The organism is Nonomuraea sp. JJY05, from assembly GCF_043496855.1.
Taxonomy (GTDB): domain Bacteria; phylum Actinomycetota; class Actinomycetes; order Streptosporangiales; family Streptosporangiaceae; genus Nonomuraea.
Genome location: NZ_JBIEIS010000012.1, coordinates 148,839 through 165,062, shown reverse-complemented (window position 1 = coordinate 165,062; position 16,224 = coordinate 148,839). Strand labels below are relative to the sequence as shown.

Sequence of the window (16,224 nt, the reverse complement as noted above, 5' to 3'; positions counted from 1 at the left end):
TCGGGTCTGACACCTACATCACCTGGTCTGGCTGGCGCGCAACTCTGCGCGCACAGCCGGGGTCAGCACCTGGCCGGCGCGATCAACCATCAGCGTCATCTGGTACGCCACCAGACCCATGTCACAGTCCGGAGCAGCCAGCACCGCCAGGCACGAGCCGTCGCTGATCGACATGATCAACATCAGCCCGCGCTGCATCTCCACGATCGTCTGATTGACCGCACCACCCTCGAACACCCTGGCCGCACCCTGCGTCAGGCTCACCAGACCCGACGCGATCGCCGCCAGCTGATCGGCCCGGTCGGCCGGAAAGCCCGACGAGGCCGCCAGCGGCAGCCCGTCGGACGAGACGACCACGGCGTGCGCGACGCCCGGGACCGTACTGACGAAGTCAGTGATCAGCCAGTCGACACCACGTGCCGCATGGCTCAAATCACTCATGCTCCCTCCTCCCTGTCATTGTTCCTGGGGCCAGAGGGGAACGCCCTGCCCTCGGTGATGTCGTCACGCGCCGCCCGGAAGCCCTGCTGGAAGCTCGAGAGCCGGTTGCGGATCCGGTCCGGCGACACCGACGGCATCGGTGTCACGCCCTTGGGAGCCGAGGTGTCGGCCGAGCCGGGCACCAGGTTGGCCTTGGGCACCCGCTTGGGCAGGCCCGCCGCCGTCTGGCCGTCACGTACCGGTTCCACCACTGCCTCCGCGGCGCTCCATCCTTCGTCGGCCTTGCTCGAACCCCAGCTCGCCCCGTTGTTGCGGCCGAACCAGGCCGACTCCACCGCGGCGAAGATGGGTAAGTAGTCGTCTCCCGCCGAGGCGGGTGGGGCGGCCGGGATGGATCCCGGGTTGGCGGACTCGGTCTCGGGGAAGTCGAACCCGGGCCGCTGCGGCGGCATGGTGTCGCGGCCCCAGCCACCCGGCGGGGGCTCGGGCACGGGCCGCCTGGGCAGTGCGCGGTCGCCGTTCCAGGACGGGCTGCGGGGCGGGGTCCACACGTCGGAGCTGTCGTAGCCGCTGCCGATGCGCGGCTCCGACGGCCACGCGTTGGCGTCCGGCTGCCACTGCTGCGTCGGCGGCCAGTTGCCGCCCATCTCCGGGTGCGACGGGAAGGACGGGTGGCCCGGTCCCATCTGGCCGGGCCCCATCTGGTACGTGGGCTGCGGCCAGTCCGTGGCCGGCGGGGCGGGCTGTGGCCAGTCCGTGGCCGGAGGAGCGGGGTGCGGCCCCGAGTACGGCTGCTCGCCGGGACCGCCGCTCCCCGCCCCCGCGAGGGCGGGAGGCTGGTTGCCCGAGAAGGACGGCATGCCGGAGAAGTTGGGGGCCTGGGAGCCGAGCATGTTCTCCGGGATGAGCACCATCGCGGTCAGCCCGCCCGAGCTGTGCGGGCGCAGCTGCACCCGGATGCCGTGCCGGTGCGCCAGCCTCGCGACCACGAACAGGCCCATGCGGCGCGACACCGACACGTCCACGCTCGGCGCGTCCGTGAGGCGGTCGTTGGCCTGGGCCAGCTCCTCCTGGGTCATGCCGATCCCGGCGTCGATGATCGACAGCATCACGCCGCCGCCGTCGATCCGGCTGCCGGAGACGGTCACCCTGGTCTCGCGCGGCGAGAACGACAGGGCGTTCTCGACGAGCTCGGCCAGCAGGTGGATGACGTCGTTGACGGCCTGACCGGCCACCGAGACGCCGTCGGGCACCTGGAGCACGACCCGCTCGTAGTTCTCCACCTCAGAGAGGGAGGCGCGGGCCACGTCCACCAGCTTGACCGGCTGGCTCCAGCGGCGCGGCGGGTCCTGGCCGGCCAGCACCAGCAAATTCTCGCTGTTGCGCCGCATGCGGGTGGCCAGGTGGTCCAGCTTGAACAGGTTGCCGAGCCGCAGCTCGTCCTGCTCGCCCTGCTCCAGACCGTCGATCAGGGTGATCTGCCGCTCGACCAGCGTCTGGCTGCGCCGCGACAGGTTCACGAACATCGCGTTGACGTTGCTACGCAGGCGGGCCTCCTCGCCCGCCAGCCGGACCGCCTCGCGGTGCACCTCGTCGAACGCGCGCGCGACCTCGCCGATCTCGTCGTGGGTGTCCACGCCGATGGGGAGGACGGGGCCGGCCGCGCCGTCGCCGCTCTCGCGCAGCTGCTGCACGGTCTCCGGCAGGCGGTGGCCGGCGATGTCGAGGGCCTCACCGCGCAGCTTGCGCAGCGGCCTGATGAGCGAACGGGCGATGAGCGAGATGATCGCGGTGACCACGACGAGCAGGAGCAGGATGAGGCCGCCGGAGATCAGCGCCGAGCGGTTGGCGGCTTCCTCCAGGGCGCGGGCGCGCAGGATGACGGAGGAGGACAGGTCCTTCTCCACGCTGCGCAGAGCGTCGATCTTGCCGGTGCTGACGTCGAACCAGGTCGCGACGTCCTTGTCCGGCCGTATGCCGATGCTCAGCTCCTTGCCCTCGGCGGACTGCGCCATGGCCCGCAGCCTGAACAGGTCGGTCTGGTCGACGTCCCTGCCCACGACCGTGTTGCGGTAGAGCTCGAGCTGGTCGAGGGTGGCCAGGGTCGCGAACAGCGTCTCCTCGCTCTCCTCACGCGACTTGGCGTCGGTGAGCGCGTCGAGCTCGCCGCTGTCGAAGCCCTGCTTGTCCAGCGCGCTGGCCAGGACGCCGCGCTGCTTGGAGGCCTGCTCCTTGCCCCGGGCGATGGCGGCCATCGCGCTGGCGCTGTGCGAGACCTCGTCGTCCACCGCCACCTGGCCGACCTGGTCGTGGAACTGGAGCAGGGCCGCGATGATCTGTGAATACTTCTGGATCATCGGGAGGGGCTGGATCTTCCCCTTGACGGCCGTCTCACGAAGCGTCGGGATCTCGTCCAGGCGCCGGAGCACGGGCCGTACGGCCTCGGCATGGGTGTCCGAGAGCGCCTGCGCCCGCCGCTTGGCCTCGTCGATGAGGTTGTTGACACCGCTGTAGGTCGTACGGAGCTGGGTCTCGCGGTTGCCCGGGCGGCCCTGGGCGATGTAGAGGGCGGTCTGGTCGCGTTCGAAGGACAGCTCATGGGTGACGGCGCCGAGCTGCTGGCTGAGCTCGGCCACCTCTCTGAGGGTCTGATAGGTGTTGGCGTCCCTGAGCGAGGTGAACACGTTCAGTCCGCCCAGACCCACGGCCACGGCCGTGGGGACGACGATCAGCGCGATAAGGCGCGATCGCACGTGCCAGTTGCCCAGCCCGAACCTGCGTGAAGGAGGGTTGGGCAGCCGTCGCTTCTGATGCCCGTGCGGCTCGCGGTCGGCGGAAGCTTCAGCGCTCTGCGTTCTCACTTGCCTTCGCAACCTCTCGCCCCTGGAGGGGAATTCTCGGTGACCATGCAGGTAAATGCACGTGGGGCAATATGTACGTCTAGATACGCGTCATTTGAGCACAGCAGTTGGCGCGGGCCAACCACTACTAGTGCCCCATTGGGGCATTTATCCCCGATTGTCCAAAAATTTCGGCAGAATCGGTAAGGCTGCCCTCTAGCTGGTGAAACAGGCAACAGAAGGGTGTCCAGCGAGCCTCCTCCGGACTCGTGGAATATTCGACTGACCGGCCCCATCAGTAACAGTCGTCCCGCCAATCCCCTCCTTTCACAAACCGGACAAACACCGATCTCTTACCGCTCATCAAATTTTCACGATAGAACGAGAACCCGACATTGCAACCACAGGCATCGTTTTCGCGATAATGACTACGGATTTGGTGTTACGGTCTATCCCTGTTGTGCGTCAGGCACACAGCCCCCCGGGAGCAGAAGCCACCCGGTCCCCCCGCCTGGCTCCATCTGAAGGGAGTCCCTGACATGAGGCTTGGCCGTCCCGCCAGGGCCGCCATCATCGGGTTAGCTTTGACACTCGGCGCCGTTGCGTGCAGCACGGGCGGCTCCACGACACCCAGCGCGGCACCGTCCGCATCCGCCGGCGGCCTGGAGAAGACGAAGATCAAGGTCGCCACCCTGCCCGCCATCGACAGTGCCGCCATCTACGTCGCCATCGACCAGAAGCTCTTCGAGAAGGAAGGGCTGGAGGTCACCCCGCAGGTGGTCCAGGCCGCCCCGGAGGCCATCCCCATGCTGGTCAAGGGGGAGATCGACGCCATGTTCGGCAACTACGTGTCGATGTTCCAGGCGCACGACAAGCAGGCGTTGAAGCTGCGCGTCCTGGCCGAGGGCTCTCGCGCGGCCCCCGACTCGCTCAGCATCATGGCCCTGCCGAACTCCCCCATCAAGACCGCCAAGGACCTCGAAGGCAAGACGATCAACGTGAACGTCCTGCACAACTTCCAGGAGCTGGCACTGACGCAGGTGCTCAAGGCCAACAACGTCGACCCGTCCAAGATCAAGTATGTCCAGGTGACGTTCCAGAACATCATGCCCTCGTGGAAGGGCGGCCAGATCGACGCCGCGTACCTGGGCGAGCCCATGGTCACGGCGGCCACGTCCGCGATGGGCGCCCGCAAGATCCTCGACCCGGCGTCGGGTCCCGCCGCCGAGTTCCCGATCTCCGGCTACGTCAGCACGCAGGACTGGTACGACAAGAACCCGAAGACGGCGGCCGCGTTCCAGCGGGCCATCCATAACGCGGCCAAGCTCATGGAGAACAACCGCGAAGTGGTGGCCAAGGTGCTGCCGAACTTCACCCAGATCGACGCGGCCACCGCGGCCACCGTCACGTTCCCGTACTTCTCCAGCAACGACAACCCGGTCCGCCTCCAGCGGGTGGCCGACTGGATGCTGGAGGCCAAGTGGCTCACGAAGGCGATCGACGTCAAGTCGCTGATGTCGCCCACCACGTCCGGGTGAGCGCTCAGACCCTGGCCCCCGCCCGCCCGGCGTCCGCCGCCACACGCTGGTCACGCCGGGCGGGCGGAGCCCTCGCCTTCGCCGCCCTGATCGAACTCCTCAGCCGGACCCGGCTGGTGGACCCGGAGAACCTGCCGCCCGCGACGGCGATACTCGGGCGGGCGGTGACGCTGATGGCCGATCCCGCCTTCCGCGCGCACGCCCTGACGAGCCTGCTCGCCTGGGCGATCGGGCTCTGCCTCGCCGCGGTGATCGCGGTGCCGCTCGGGCTGCTGCTCGGCAGCGTGCCGATCGTCGACGCCGCCACGCGCTCGGTCGTGGAGTTCCTGCGGCCGATCCCGTCGGTGGCGCTGATCCCCCTGGTGTCCCTCCTGATCGGCACAGGACTGCAGGTACGCATCACGCTCGCGGTCTACGCCTCGTTGTGGCCGATCCTCTACAACACGATGTACGGCCTGCGCGGCGTCGACCCGATCGCCAAGGAGTCGCTGCGGTCGTACGGCTTCGGGCCCCTGGCGGTGCTGCTGCGCGTGTCGCTGCCGTCGTCGGCGCCCTTCATCACCACCGGGTTCAGGCTGGCCGCCGGAGTGGCGCTCATCCTGATCGTCAGCACCGAGATCGTCGCCGGGCGGGGCGAGGGCATCGGCGTGTTCATCTTCTTCGCCGGCATCGCCGTGCCCGCGCGGATGACCGACATCCTGGCCGCGGTGTTCTGGGTCGGGCTGTTCGGGGTGCTGGTGAACGCGCTGCTGGTGGCCGCCGAACGGCGGGCGTTCCGCTGGCACCACGCGCGCCTGGGAGAGACGGCATGAGGACCAGGGGCATGCGAGGGACGGCGTTCCGGTCGCTGGTGCTGGTCGGGCTGATCCTCGCCTGGGAGACGGCCACGCGGCTGACGGGCAGCACGTTCTTCCCGCCGCCCAGCACGATCGTGGTCAGGATGCACGCGATGTGGTTCTCGGGGCCGCCGGGCACGCTGTTCCTCACCGAGGAGGCCATCGGGAACATCCTGCCGAGCCTCGGCCGGATGGCCGCCGGGTTCGCGGGAGGCGCGCTGGCCGGGGTCGGGCTCGGGCTCGCGCTGGGGCTGTCCGCGCGGGCGTACGACTATCTCGACGGGGTGCTGCAGTTCCTGCGGGCCATCCCGCCGCCCGCGTTGGTCACGGTCTTCGTGGTCGTCTTCGGGTTCGGGCTGCGGATGCAGCTGACGTTCATCGTCTTCAGCATCGTCTGGCCGGTGCTGCTCAACACCGCCGACGGCGCCCGCTCGGTCGAACCGCTGCACCTGCAGACCGGCCAGGTGTTCCGGCTGTCCAGGGCCGATCGGCTGTTCCGGGTGATCCTGCCGTCGGCGCTGCCCAAGATGTTCGCGGGGCTGCGGCTCGCGCTGTCGCTCTCCTTGATCGTCATGGTCTTCTCCGAGCTGCTGCCGGGCACCGTGAACGGCATCGGGTTCCAGCTCACGTCCGCGTACCAGACCTTCGACCTGCCCGCCATGTGGGGTGGGATCGTGCTGCTCGGAGTGCTGGGTTACGCCCTCAACGAGCTCTTCCTGGTGCTCGAGCGACGGGTGCTGGCCTGGCATCACGCCGCCCAGCAACTCTCCAGCACGTAAGAGTAAGATCCCACGCGTTTACAAGTATGCCGATTCCCGCTCGGATAGAGTATTTCCGGCTCCGTGTTGTCCATGGTCTCGCCCCCTGAGGAACTCCATTGCTCGAGATAGACAACCTCTCCCACGTCTACGGCGGCGGTACCCCCAACGCGCACCACGCCATCGAGGGCCTCAACCTGAGCGTCGCCGAGGGCGAGCTGCTGTGCATCGTCGGCCCCTCCGGAGCGGGCAAGTCGACCCTGCTGCGCTCGATCGCCGGGCTGCTCACGCCGACGGGCGGCCAGATCAAGGTCGAGGGCAACGTCGTACGCCAGACGCCCGACAACCTGGCCGTGGTCTTCCAGGACTACAGCCGCTCCCTGTTCCCGTGGATGTCGGTGGCCGACAACGTGGCGCTGCCGCTGCGCCGCAAGAACATGGACAAGCGCCAGCGCCGCGAGGCCGCCCAAGAGGCCCTGGAGTCGGTCGGCCTGTCGGGCGCCGAGCGCAAATACCCGTTCCAGCTGTCGGGGGGCATGCAGCAGCGGGTGGCGATCGCGCGGGCGCTGGCCTACCGTCCGTCGCTGATGCTCATGGACGAGCCCTTCGGCTCGGTGGACGCCCAGACCCGCGAGGACCTGGAGGACCTCGTCCTCAAGGTACGCGGCCACCACCAGATGACGATCGTGCTCATCACGCACGACATCGACGAGAGCGTCTACGTGGGCGACCGCGTGGTGGTCCTGTCCAAGGCCCCGGCCCACGTGGTCGGCGACCTCAAGGTGGAACTGCCCGGGCCGCGCGACCAGATCACGACCCGCGAACACCCGGACTTCGTCCACCTCCGCGCCGAGGTCGGCCGCCTGGTCCGCGGCAGCCACGCCACCGTGTAGCCGGGCCGGGGCTCCCCCCGTTGCCCATCTAAGTGGTGGGCCTGCTGACACCCGCCCCGAACCAAAGGACCTCGCTCCGCTCGGGCTGTCTTCACCCGGGCGCCTCCGGCGCAACCCCACGCGCCTCCGGCGCCATCGGGCCCACCCCTTGACCGACGAGGCGGTGGGCCGACTGATGCCCACCCTGACCGGCTACCGCCTGCAAGCCCGGGTGCTGGGACCTGACGACATCCCTGTCATCACCGACGCTCAGCAGGCCACCACCCACCTGGAACTGTCGACCATGTCGGTCATGGTCCATGGCCGTAATCGCAAGGTCATCGAGGCGTTCGCCGCCGCTCTTGCCGACACCCGCGGCGAACACGCTCTGCATTACCATGAATACGCTTACAACATGTCCACGCCCGACATCCGCCGCCTCATGGAGGAGATCATGACGTCCACCACCTGGCCCGTCTACAGTCCTTTCGCCAAAGAGCATTTCGGCCGCGGCAAGGCAGAAGGCAAAGCAGAAGGCAAGGCAGAAGGCAAGGCAGAAGAGGCTGCCAGGATGGTGCTGCTCGTGCTGGCCACTCGTGGTCTCGACGTTTCCGACGACGCCCGCACCCGCATCACTGCCTGCACCGACCTCGGCCAACTCGAAGCCTGGGCCGCCCGCGCGGTAACCGCCCGGACCCTCGACGACGTGTTCACAGTAACGGCCGAGCAGCCCCATCAGCGGACCGCTTGAGAAACTCCGCCAAGGCCTCCCCGACTCGACCCAAGCCCTGCACGGCGACTCACTTGACATCACGACGTTTGTACTCCTGAAGATCCTCGTACGTGATGCGCCGATGCTTGCCGATGAACCGGAAGGGGATTCTCCCGTCTCAAGAAGTTTGATTAGGTAAGGGCGTGAGACGTTCAGCATGTCTGCCGCTTGCTGCGTCGTCAGTTCCGCATGAGATGGAATGCCTGTTACTCCCCGCCCTTCAGCCGCCTGAGCGAGGATGAAGGCGAGCAGGCTCACAGCCTCACGAGGCAAGATCAGCGGACCCTCATCGCCATGCTCGCCTGCGACACGAATGGTCGTCTGCTCGGGATACCGCATGAGGTAGTCCTTGATCCGCCGCACGGCGCGACCAGCCATCTCAGCGTCGATGATCCCGGCGCCGAGCCAGGTCGCGCCGGTGCCGCCGGGCGGCGGGAGGCCGCGAACGAGACCCTTGACGGCCGGTGGCGGTCGTGTTGTTTCTGGAGGCGACAAGCGGCTTCGATTGCTCCTTGATCAATTTACATAGCTTTGAGTGATGCAGCCAGGCGCGACCTTGGGGCAGCGATGGATCACACGGTGGTTGGCCCGACGGCATGGACGCGGGACACCCTGCGCGACGAGGACTGGCTGATCGACTTCGCCGATGAGCATCGGGCGAGTCCGGGCGTCCTGGCCGAACGCGTCGCGCTCGCTCTGGGCCAGGGGCCGGGGCTGGTGGTCGTGCGGGGATGGCCCGCTGACGGGGTCGATCTGCTGTGCGGGGGGCTCGGTCCGTTGCTGGGAGCTCCGCGAGGCGCTGTCAATCTGGTACGTCCCATGACCGGAGCCGCGGCACGCCGTGGCATGACCGATCAGGAGCTGGCCCTGCACACCGACAGGGCGGGCGCGCCCGGGCCGCCGCGGCTGCTGGGGCTGTTGTGCCTGCGGGCGGCGGCGTACGGTGGGCACTCTCTTCTGGCCAGCGGGCACACCGTGTACAACCGCCTGCTGGCGCAGTGTCCCCACGTCGTCGACGAGCTCCGGCGGGACTTCCACTTCGGGGCCGGGAGCACCTTCGACCGGGTGTACCCGGTGTTCCAGTGGCGCCAGGGCCGGCTGCGCGTGCACTACAACCGGCTGTGGATCGAGCGGAGCCAGCAGGAGGCCGGAAAGCCGCTGACCGCCGGTGCGCTCGCCGCGCTGGAGGCTTTCGAGGCGGTCTTGTCCGATCCGGCGGTGGTGCTGCGCTTCCGGCTGCGCCCGGGCGACCTCCTGCTCCCGGACAACACCGTGATCCTGCACGGCCGGACCGCGTTCACCGACTCCGGCGCCTCCGGCCAGAGCCGCTGCCTGGCCCGGCTGTGGCTCGACTGATCCGGTTGCGGCACTGCCCGGACGACCTCCTCCTGCCGCCGGTGCACAACGCCGCCACCTGGCCGGCCCAGCGACATCAGGATCCCGCGCGACCAGGTCTTCAGCCTCACCTGCGACAGCTTCCTAGCCCACCACGTCCTGAACGGCTCGCGCTGGTGGCCGAGCGGAAACTCGGCGTCAGGCCGGCGACGCTGCGCGAGGCGGCCCGCCAGGCCTTCGACGCCGACGGCGGCGCCGCCGTGTCCCTCCCGCGCACGGTCTAGTGCTACGACGACCAGTTGCACCCCGCGGTCGACACGGGGGCCCGACCACCTGGCGCTGAGCCGTCCCGCAGGTCAGGGCGGTGCACGACCAACGGTGTCGAGCCGGCTTTCGGCCCGGACGTGGCGGGATAGACCCCGAGGCCCGGCCGGACTGGACCGCGGCCGGCGGCTGTCCGCCGGATGTCAGCGGCGGCGTCAGGACGGCGACAGCCCGGTATCAGAGCGGTCGGCGATCGTAGGGGCATCGAAAGAACGCCGCACAAGGAGCACACGATGCAGAAGTTCGACACCCCCGCCCCGATCTCCGCCGTCCTGGACATCCCCGCCGGGCGCGTCCACTTCATCGCCGCCGACCAGGCCCACACCGCGGTCGAGATCCGGCCCACGAACACCTCCAAGAGCCGCGACGTGAAGGCGGCCGAGCAGACCACGATCGCATACACCGACGGCGTCCTGCGGATCGACACTTCGGCCAAGAACCAGTACCTCGGCCCGTCCGGATCCATCGACGTGACCGTCAAGCTGCCCACCGGCTCCCGCATCCAGGCGAAGACGGCCAGCGCCGAACTCCGGACCGCCGGCCGTCTCGGCGACGTCGCCTTCGACGGCGCCTACCGCCAGATCACGCTCGAGGAGACCGCGAGCCTGCGCCTCACCGCGACCGACGGTGACGTCGAGGTCGGCCGACTGGGCGGCCCGGCAGAGATCAGCACCGAACGGGGCGACATCCGGATCGCCGAGGCCACCGGCGGCAAGGTCGTGCTCCGCACCCAGTCCGGCGACATCTCGATCGCCGCCGCCGGCGGCGTCTCGGCCGCCCTGGACGCCGGCACCACCCACGGCCGCATCACCAACGCCCTCAAGAACGACGGCACCGCCGAACTCGACATCCACGCCACCACCTCCCACGGCGACATCACCGCCCGCAGCCTGTGACCGGCAGCCTCCGAAGGAGAGGCATACCAAGCTCGGTGACGACGAACGGCCCCGGTCCATCCACGTGGACCCGGGCCGTTCCAGGCCCTCCACCCGGGTCGGGGCGACGGTAAGCCTGCTGTCACTTGTCAGATCTGCCGGCGGAGCCACTCCAGGCCTTCTTCGGCGTGGTTGACGATGGTGAAATGGCTGTCGCCCGTGCGGAGCCGCAGCTCGGCGGTCGGGCAGTGGGCCGCCAGCCATGACCCGTGCGTGGCGGGGATGATCCGATCCGCGCTGCCGTGCAGGAGCAGGACGGGGGCGCCGATGGTGCCGGGATCACAGCCCCAGTCGAGGCTGTAGGAGACGTCGTCGTCGATCTGGCCGTACGGGCCGGCCGCGAGAGCCGGTTCTCCGACCTTTCCCAGCCACCCCCACGGCCCCTCGAACACGGCCAGATCAGCCGCGGTGAACTCGCAGTCGTAGGCGAAGCCCGACGCCTCCAGCGCCGCCCTCGCCTCGCGCCCCGCCGCCGCCGTCCCCAGCGCCGCCACCCCGGACGGGATCATCCCGGCGAACCAGTCCAGTCCGTCCGCGCCGTACGGGGCGATGCCGGCCAAACTCAGCACCGCCTGGACGCGATCACCCAGTACGGCGGCGCATCCCAGAGCATAGGACCCGCCGCCGGAGTACCCCACGACGGCGAACCGATCGATGCCGAGTGCGTCCGCGACGGCTGCCGCGTCGGCGGCGACCGACGCGATGGTGCGCCCCGGTACGACGCTGGAGCCACCGTAGCCCGGCCGATCGAACGACACCCAGCGCAACCCCAGCCTGTCGGCCGCGGCGAAGAGCGGCTCCGGAGGCGCCCCCACGTTGGGCGTGCCGTGATGCCACATGACCGGCAACCGCCCGCTCCCTTTCGAAGCGGTGTCGTAGACGTGCAGCGTGCGGCCTGCACCCACCTGGACGTCCAGCTCGATCATCTCGTCCTCCTGTCCGCGGTCGACGCTCGCCGCCCTCCGCCCATGATGATCGGATCGACCATCAGGCGCACCTCGTCTGCCGGCCGAACTCACCGTCGGCGCCGACCGCCATGGTGCGCAGGCCGAGGCCGAAATGCACACTCGCCGGGCGGGCCCCTCAAGTGACAGGGACCGCCGCCGGAAAACCGTTTGAGCCTTCCTTCCGCGGGCCCGTAGGTTGTCTGCGACCCCGCCGCAGTGAGGACAGAGGACAAAACCGCGTGACCCCGCCTGCTCTTTAGACCTGACACCTTCCGCTCACCTTCAAGCCGACCCTCTCGTCGGCTCTGCCGGGCTGCCCATGTGCGCCCGGTCATACAGCGTTTGAGGCCGCGCGCAATCGGCCTCGTGTCAGGTCTAGAGAGATCATGTCTTCACAACCTCATACTGTGCTGCCCTGGGTCGTTCGCCGGACCAGGCTGCCTCTGCTGTCGTTGCGGTGCGTGGACTGCCGGTCGGAGTCGGCCACCACCGGCGAGGGCAGGTTCCGCGTCAACGCCAACGGCAAGCTGCTGGACGTGTGGCTGCTGGTCCGTTGCGTCTCCTGTAACCGGACGATCAAGCTCGCCGTGCACGAGCGAGCGCCGGTCAGATCCATCGATCCGGCCGAGCTCGACGGCTACCACGCCAACGATCCGGAGCTGGTGGCGGCCACGCTGTTGGATCCGCTGCTCGCCCGGCGCAACCACTTCACCCTGGACTGGAAGGGGGCCTGGCGGCTGGACACCCCGTCGGCATGGCTCGACGAGGCGTGGCCGGTCCGGGTGGAGGTCGTCTTCGAGGATCCGGTGCCGATGCGCCCGGATCGGCTCATCGCGCAAGGGCTCGGCCTCAGCAGGAACGAGGTGCTGCGCCGGATCAAGTGCGACATTCCGCTGCGGCGTCCGGTGAGCGCCGGGTTCACCTTCATCGTGATGGCCGGGGACTAGCGGGAATGTCGTGGCGGCGGTCCTCGCCATGGTCGAGGACCGCCGCCGCGGCATCGTCCGCAGGGCCAAGAGACGTAGCGCGCGCTGGAGGAGTGGTGTCCGCCCCGGAGAGGGGAGGAGGAGTTCCCGGCGAAGAAGACCGACCAGGTCAGAGAGCGGTCAGGCGGATGTTCGAGCCGCCGTGGCCGAGCCTCAGCGACACCTGTCCCGCCGGGGCGTCGGAGTCGATCTCCGGGTAGTCGTCGCTCGACACCGTGACGCTGACGCTGTGCCCGGCTGCGACGCGGTAGTGCGTGGGCCAGGTACGGATGTCCAGGTCGTACGTCTTGCCGGGGCGTACCGGGACCGCGCGCTCGTGACCGAAGCGGTGGCTCGCCTTCAGCCAGCCCTGGGTGACGCGGGTGGCCGTGCCGTCGGGGGCGACGTCCTGCACCACGACCGCGATGTTGCCGTCGGCCGCCGTGAACGAGGCCCGTACCCTGGCCTGGACCTCCCCCGCGAGGACCAGGTCGCGCTGGAGCGGCTGGGTCGCGAACGACAGCCGCTGACCCGGCCCGCCCGCTGCCGGCTCGGTGTTGACCTCGAACGTGCGGGTGGCGGAACTGCCGGGGTCGGCGGCCAGGGTGCCGTCGGCTCCGAGGCCGAGCCGCACGGGCCGCGTCCCCGCCGGGGGCCAGCTGTCGAACTGCTGCCAGCCCGTGCCCGGCACCTCGTACGAGGTCACCCTGGCGGCGGGCAGCGGGGTGCCGGGGCGGCGGGCCAGCCAGCGGTCCCACCAGGCGAGGTAGGCGCCGTTGCCGATGTCGGCGGGCTGCCCGGCCGGCCAGCCGTGCACCCAGGGGCCGGACACCAGCCAGACGTTGCGCCCGCGCGCCTGAAGGTTCTCCACCATGCCCTGGCGGTAGCGGTCGTACCAGCCGGCGATCTCCAGGACGGGCACGTCGAGGTTCTTCCAGCGGGACTTGACGCTGCGTTCGCGCCAGAAGTCGTCGTAGAGGGGATGCTGGGCGTACGTCACGAGGGTGTCGGGGGCGACGGCGCGCTGCCAGTCGCGGATCCTGGCCGAGTAGATGCCGCCCCGGTAGATGGTGTTCTCGTACCAGTCGCTGATGCCGTCCACCGGGATGATGGCGGCCAGGTGGGGTGGCTTGTTGACGGCGACGAGGAGGGAGGAGTGCCCGCCGTAACTGACGCCCGTCTGCCCGATCCGGCCCGTGGACCAGGGCTGGGCGGCCAGCCACTCGATGAGGTCGTAGTTGTCGCGCTGCTCCTGGCCGCTGAAGGGGTCGAGGTGGCCCGGCGAGTCGCCTGAGCCCCGGACGTTGCACACGGCCGCGACGTAGCCCCGGGTGACGAAGTACGCGGCGGCCTGGCCCTGCGGAGCGAGCTGGTTGTAGGCGTTGTAGTCGTAGACGATGCCGGGGAAGCGGCCGGGGGCGGGGGTGCCGTCGGGGGCGGCGGGACGGTGCAGGTCGCAGGCCAGGTGGCTGCCGTCGCGCAGGGGCACGGTGACGCGCTCCCGGTGGACGCCGTACTCGGCGGGGCGGTCGTAGGCGAAGAACGGGTCGGGAGGGAGGGACATGGCGGTGGTCGCAGGGGGAGCGGGTTCGGCTGTCGCAGGGAGGGCGGGGCCGCAGGTCAGGCCCAGAGCGGCGGACAGGGCGGCCAACATCTTGAGGGGTTTCATCTGCCGGTCCTCTGAGGGGGTTGGTTAGACGGGGCGGGAGGACGGAGGGGGGCCGAGGGGCGTGCCGCCGGGGCCCGTGGTGAAGGTGAGCCAGGGCTGGGGCGGGCGCAGGCGGCCGGTGGCCGGGTCCGTCTGGCCGGCTCCGGGGCGGGAGTAGTCGCACACCCCCGCGGGGAAGGCCGAGCGCAGGCGCGCCCACTGCTCCCCCGTGAACGCGACGCCGTCGTAGTCCCCGCGCCGTAGCGGCTTGAGGCGGCATTTCAGCAGGTCGCTGGTCGGCCCCTCACCGGCCGCGACCCGGGTGTCGGCCTTGTGCGGGTACGCCTGGTCGCAGGCGGCCTGGTCGGTGACCTTGGCGCCGGAGATCCAGCAGGCGTCCACGGCCTCGGCGGGCCGGTGGCGTACGACCTTGGCGGGCAGCGGGCTCGGCCGGTGGTCGGCCTGGACGGCGGCGAGCCAGCGGTCCATGACGTCCAGGGGTGAGCCGTCGCTGCCGTTCGTCCAGAGCACCTGGTTGCGGTGGTGACCGTTGGCCCGGTCGAGCCGGTTGCGGAGCACGAGGCTGCGCCAGGGGTAGTGGTAGTCGTTGTTGTCGGTGCCGCGGACCACCAGGATCGGCACCCGGGCCAGCCCCCGGCCGAAGACGACGCGTCCGGTGCGGTGCGCGATCTCGACGGCTTCGACGTCGGCCTCGCTCCGCGAAGGAGTCCAGGTCATGTCGATGTCGAAACCGCCGACCCGCCGGTTGAGGTCGACGAACTGTTCGGCGCTGATGCGGCCGTCGCGGAGCGCGGTCAGACCGTACTGCACGCCGACGTTGTCCCACGGCCGCCGGGCGCACGGGACGCCGGCGCACCCCTGCGGACGGGCGCCGTAGATGGAGATCATGAAGTCCTGGAGCGTGCAGCGGACGCCGCCGGGGTTGCGTGCCGGGTCGTAGCTCGCCTCGCCCGCGCAGGACGTGCCGTCGTCGGGCTTCATGTAGTCGGGCGCGCGGCCCGCGGAGGTGGCGCAGACTCCGGTGCCGCCGTGCCCGAAGACGGCGGTCCTGTCGTCGGGGTCGGTCCACAGCGGCGAGGCGTCCATGGCGCGGACCAGCGCGGCGCAGTCGCCGAACTCGCGGTAGGCCCCGACGATCTGGTCCGGCCAGTCCTGGGTCGGCAGGAGGCCGTCCAGCAGGCCCGGGTAGGCGTCGGCGACGAGGTACTGCTGGAGCGCCCCGCCCGAGCCGCCGCGGCCGATGGTGTAGCGGATCTCGCCGTACGTCTCGACGACGTGCTCCTTGACCATCATGACGGTCTCGGCGGAGGTGACGTCGTTGCTGTGCAGGGAGTTGTCGGTCATCGTGGACGACGCCACCGCGAACCCCTTGGCGGCCGCCTCCTGCGCCTCCGGCATGGTCAGCCCGCGGGAGACGCCCTGCCGGTACTGCTGGCCCGTGCCTGCCCCGAACACCCACACCAGCTTGTGGTTCCAGTTCGCCGGCACGAGCACGTCGTAGATCCCGCGGTTGACGGTGCCGCGTTCGAGGGTGGCCTTGACGCCGTTGGCGAGGGTGATCTCGCTGCGGACCGGCGCGGCGTCGCACCGGTCGTTCAGCGCGGGGCCGAGGCCGTTCTCGGTCGTCTGGCACTGCCACGGCCGCACCTGCGGGCCCGAGAACACCGGGCCGCCCGGCGGGTGGTCGGTGATGGTCAGCCGCTCGGCCCGTCCTCGCGGCGGCCGGACGGTCAGGACGTTCTCGCCGGGCGAGAGGCCGTCGACCAGCCCGGTCAGCGTGCCGTCCGGCCCGGGTGCGAAGCGGGAGGTGACGTCGGCGCCGTTGAGCTCGACCCGTACCCGCGAAGAGCCGGTGACCCTGACCAGCGCGTCACCTCCCGAGACCAGGTCGGCCCGGTTGGAGAGCACTTCGACGTCGAGATCCGGCTGCGACGGGAACAGCGGCAGCGCCGCAAGCGCCGGTATGAGGGCAAGCTCGCGCCAGCTCATGTC

13 protein-coding genes are annotated in these 16,224 nt (G+C 69.8%); 8 read left to right on the top strand and 5 right to left on the bottom strand.

All coding sequences use genetic code 11. The features are described 5' to 3' along the window. Positions 1-18 precede the first annotated feature (18 nt). Both ACFKCF_RS20885 and ACFKCF_RS20880 read right to left on the bottom strand, forming a co-directional pair. Positions 19-441 carry a roadblock/LC7 domain-containing protein gene (locus tag ACFKCF_RS20885; protein WP_387564126.1) on the bottom strand — a complete coding sequence of 141 codons (423 nt, stop codon included), beginning with the start codon at positions 439-441 and terminating at the stop codon, positions 19-21. After that, positions 438-3,194 carry a nitrate- and nitrite sensing domain-containing protein gene (locus ACFKCF_RS20880; RefSeq protein ID WP_394495837.1) on the bottom strand — a complete coding sequence of 919 codons (2,757 nt, stop codon included), beginning with the start codon at positions 3,192-3,194 and terminating at the stop codon, positions 438-440. Before ACFKCF_RS20880 ends, ACFKCF_RS20885 begins: the two co-directional genes overlap by 4 nt. Positions 3,195-3,820: 626 nt before the next feature. On the opposite strand from ACFKCF_RS20880, the gene ACFKCF_RS20875 reads away from it, so the two are divergent. The 7 genes from ACFKCF_RS20875 to ACFKCF_RS20845 all read left to right on the top strand — a co-directional run bounded on the left by ACFKCF_RS20875 (position 3,821) and on the right by ACFKCF_RS20845 (position 10,612). Continuing rightward, complete coding sequence (locus ACFKCF_RS20875; RefSeq protein WP_394495835.1) at positions 3,821-4,819, top strand: ABC transporter substrate-binding protein; 999 nt, start codon at positions 3,821-3,823, stop codon at positions 4,817-4,819. Beyond that, entirely contained in the window at positions 4,816-5,631 is an 816-nt protein-coding gene (locus ACFKCF_RS20870) for an ABC transporter permease (RefSeq protein WP_394495833.1), read from the top strand. Before ACFKCF_RS20875 ends, ACFKCF_RS20870 begins: the two co-directional genes overlap by 4 nt. A gap of 11 nt (positions 5,632-5,642) precedes the next feature. Next, positions 5,643-6,434 carry an ABC transporter permease gene (locus ACFKCF_RS20865; protein WP_394495831.1) on the top strand — a complete coding sequence of 264 codons (792 nt, stop codon included), beginning with the start codon at positions 5,643-5,645 and terminating at the stop codon, positions 6,432-6,434. 98 nt (positions 6,435-6,532) lie between these two features. Further along, positions 6,533-7,306 (top strand): ABC transporter ATP-binding protein, encoded by a 774-nt coding sequence (locus ACFKCF_RS20860; protein ID WP_394495829.1) that lies wholly within the window; start codon positions 6,533-6,535, stop codon positions 7,304-7,306. A 148-nt stretch (positions 7,307-7,454) separates the two neighbouring features. Further along, positions 7,455-8,036: a hypothetical protein gene (locus tag ACFKCF_RS20855; protein ID WP_394495828.1), complete on the top strand. Its 582-nt coding sequence runs from the start codon at positions 7,455-7,457 to the stop codon at positions 8,034-8,036. Between the two features lie 600 nt (positions 8,037-8,636). Further along, positions 8,637-9,413 carry a TauD/TfdA family dioxygenase gene (locus tag ACFKCF_RS20850; RefSeq protein WP_394495826.1) on the top strand — a complete coding sequence of 259 codons (777 nt, stop codon included), beginning with the start codon at positions 8,637-8,639 and terminating at the stop codon, positions 9,411-9,413. A gap of 536 nt (positions 9,414-9,949) precedes the next feature. Beyond that, on the top strand, positions 9,950-10,612 hold the full coding sequence (locus ACFKCF_RS20845) for a DUF4097 family beta strand repeat-containing protein (protein ID WP_394495825.1): 663 nt from the start codon (positions 9,950-9,952) through the stop codon (positions 10,610-10,612). A gap of 128 nt (positions 10,613-10,740) precedes the next feature. Here the strand turns inward: ACFKCF_RS20845 and ACFKCF_RS20840 are convergent, their stop codons facing one another. Beyond that, positions 10,741-11,577, bottom strand: coding sequence for an alpha/beta fold hydrolase (locus tag ACFKCF_RS20840; protein ID WP_394495823.1), 837 nt, complete (start codon positions 11,575-11,577; stop codon positions 10,741-10,743). A 428-nt stretch (positions 11,578-12,005) separates the two neighbouring features. Between ACFKCF_RS20840 and ACFKCF_RS20835 the strand changes: the two genes are divergently transcribed. Then, the gene (locus ACFKCF_RS20835) at positions 12,006-12,545 is read left to right on the top strand and encodes a DUF1062 domain-containing protein (RefSeq protein WP_394495821.1); all 540 of its coding nucleotides are present in this window, start codon (positions 12,006-12,008) and stop codon (positions 12,543-12,545) included. A 148-nt stretch (positions 12,546-12,693) separates the two neighbouring features. Here the strand turns inward: ACFKCF_RS20835 and ACFKCF_RS20830 are convergent, their stop codons facing one another. Then, positions 12,694-14,232 (bottom strand): CocE/NonD family hydrolase, encoded by a 1,539-nt coding sequence (locus ACFKCF_RS20830; protein ID WP_394495819.1) that lies wholly within the window; start codon positions 14,230-14,232, stop codon positions 12,694-12,696. A gap of 24 nt (positions 14,233-14,256) precedes the next feature. After that, on the bottom strand, positions 14,257-16,221 hold the full coding sequence (locus ACFKCF_RS20825) for a DUF6351 family protein (RefSeq protein ID WP_394495817.1): 1,965 nt from the start codon (positions 16,219-16,221) through the stop codon (positions 14,257-14,259). Positions 16,222-16,224 lie beyond the last annotated feature (3 nt).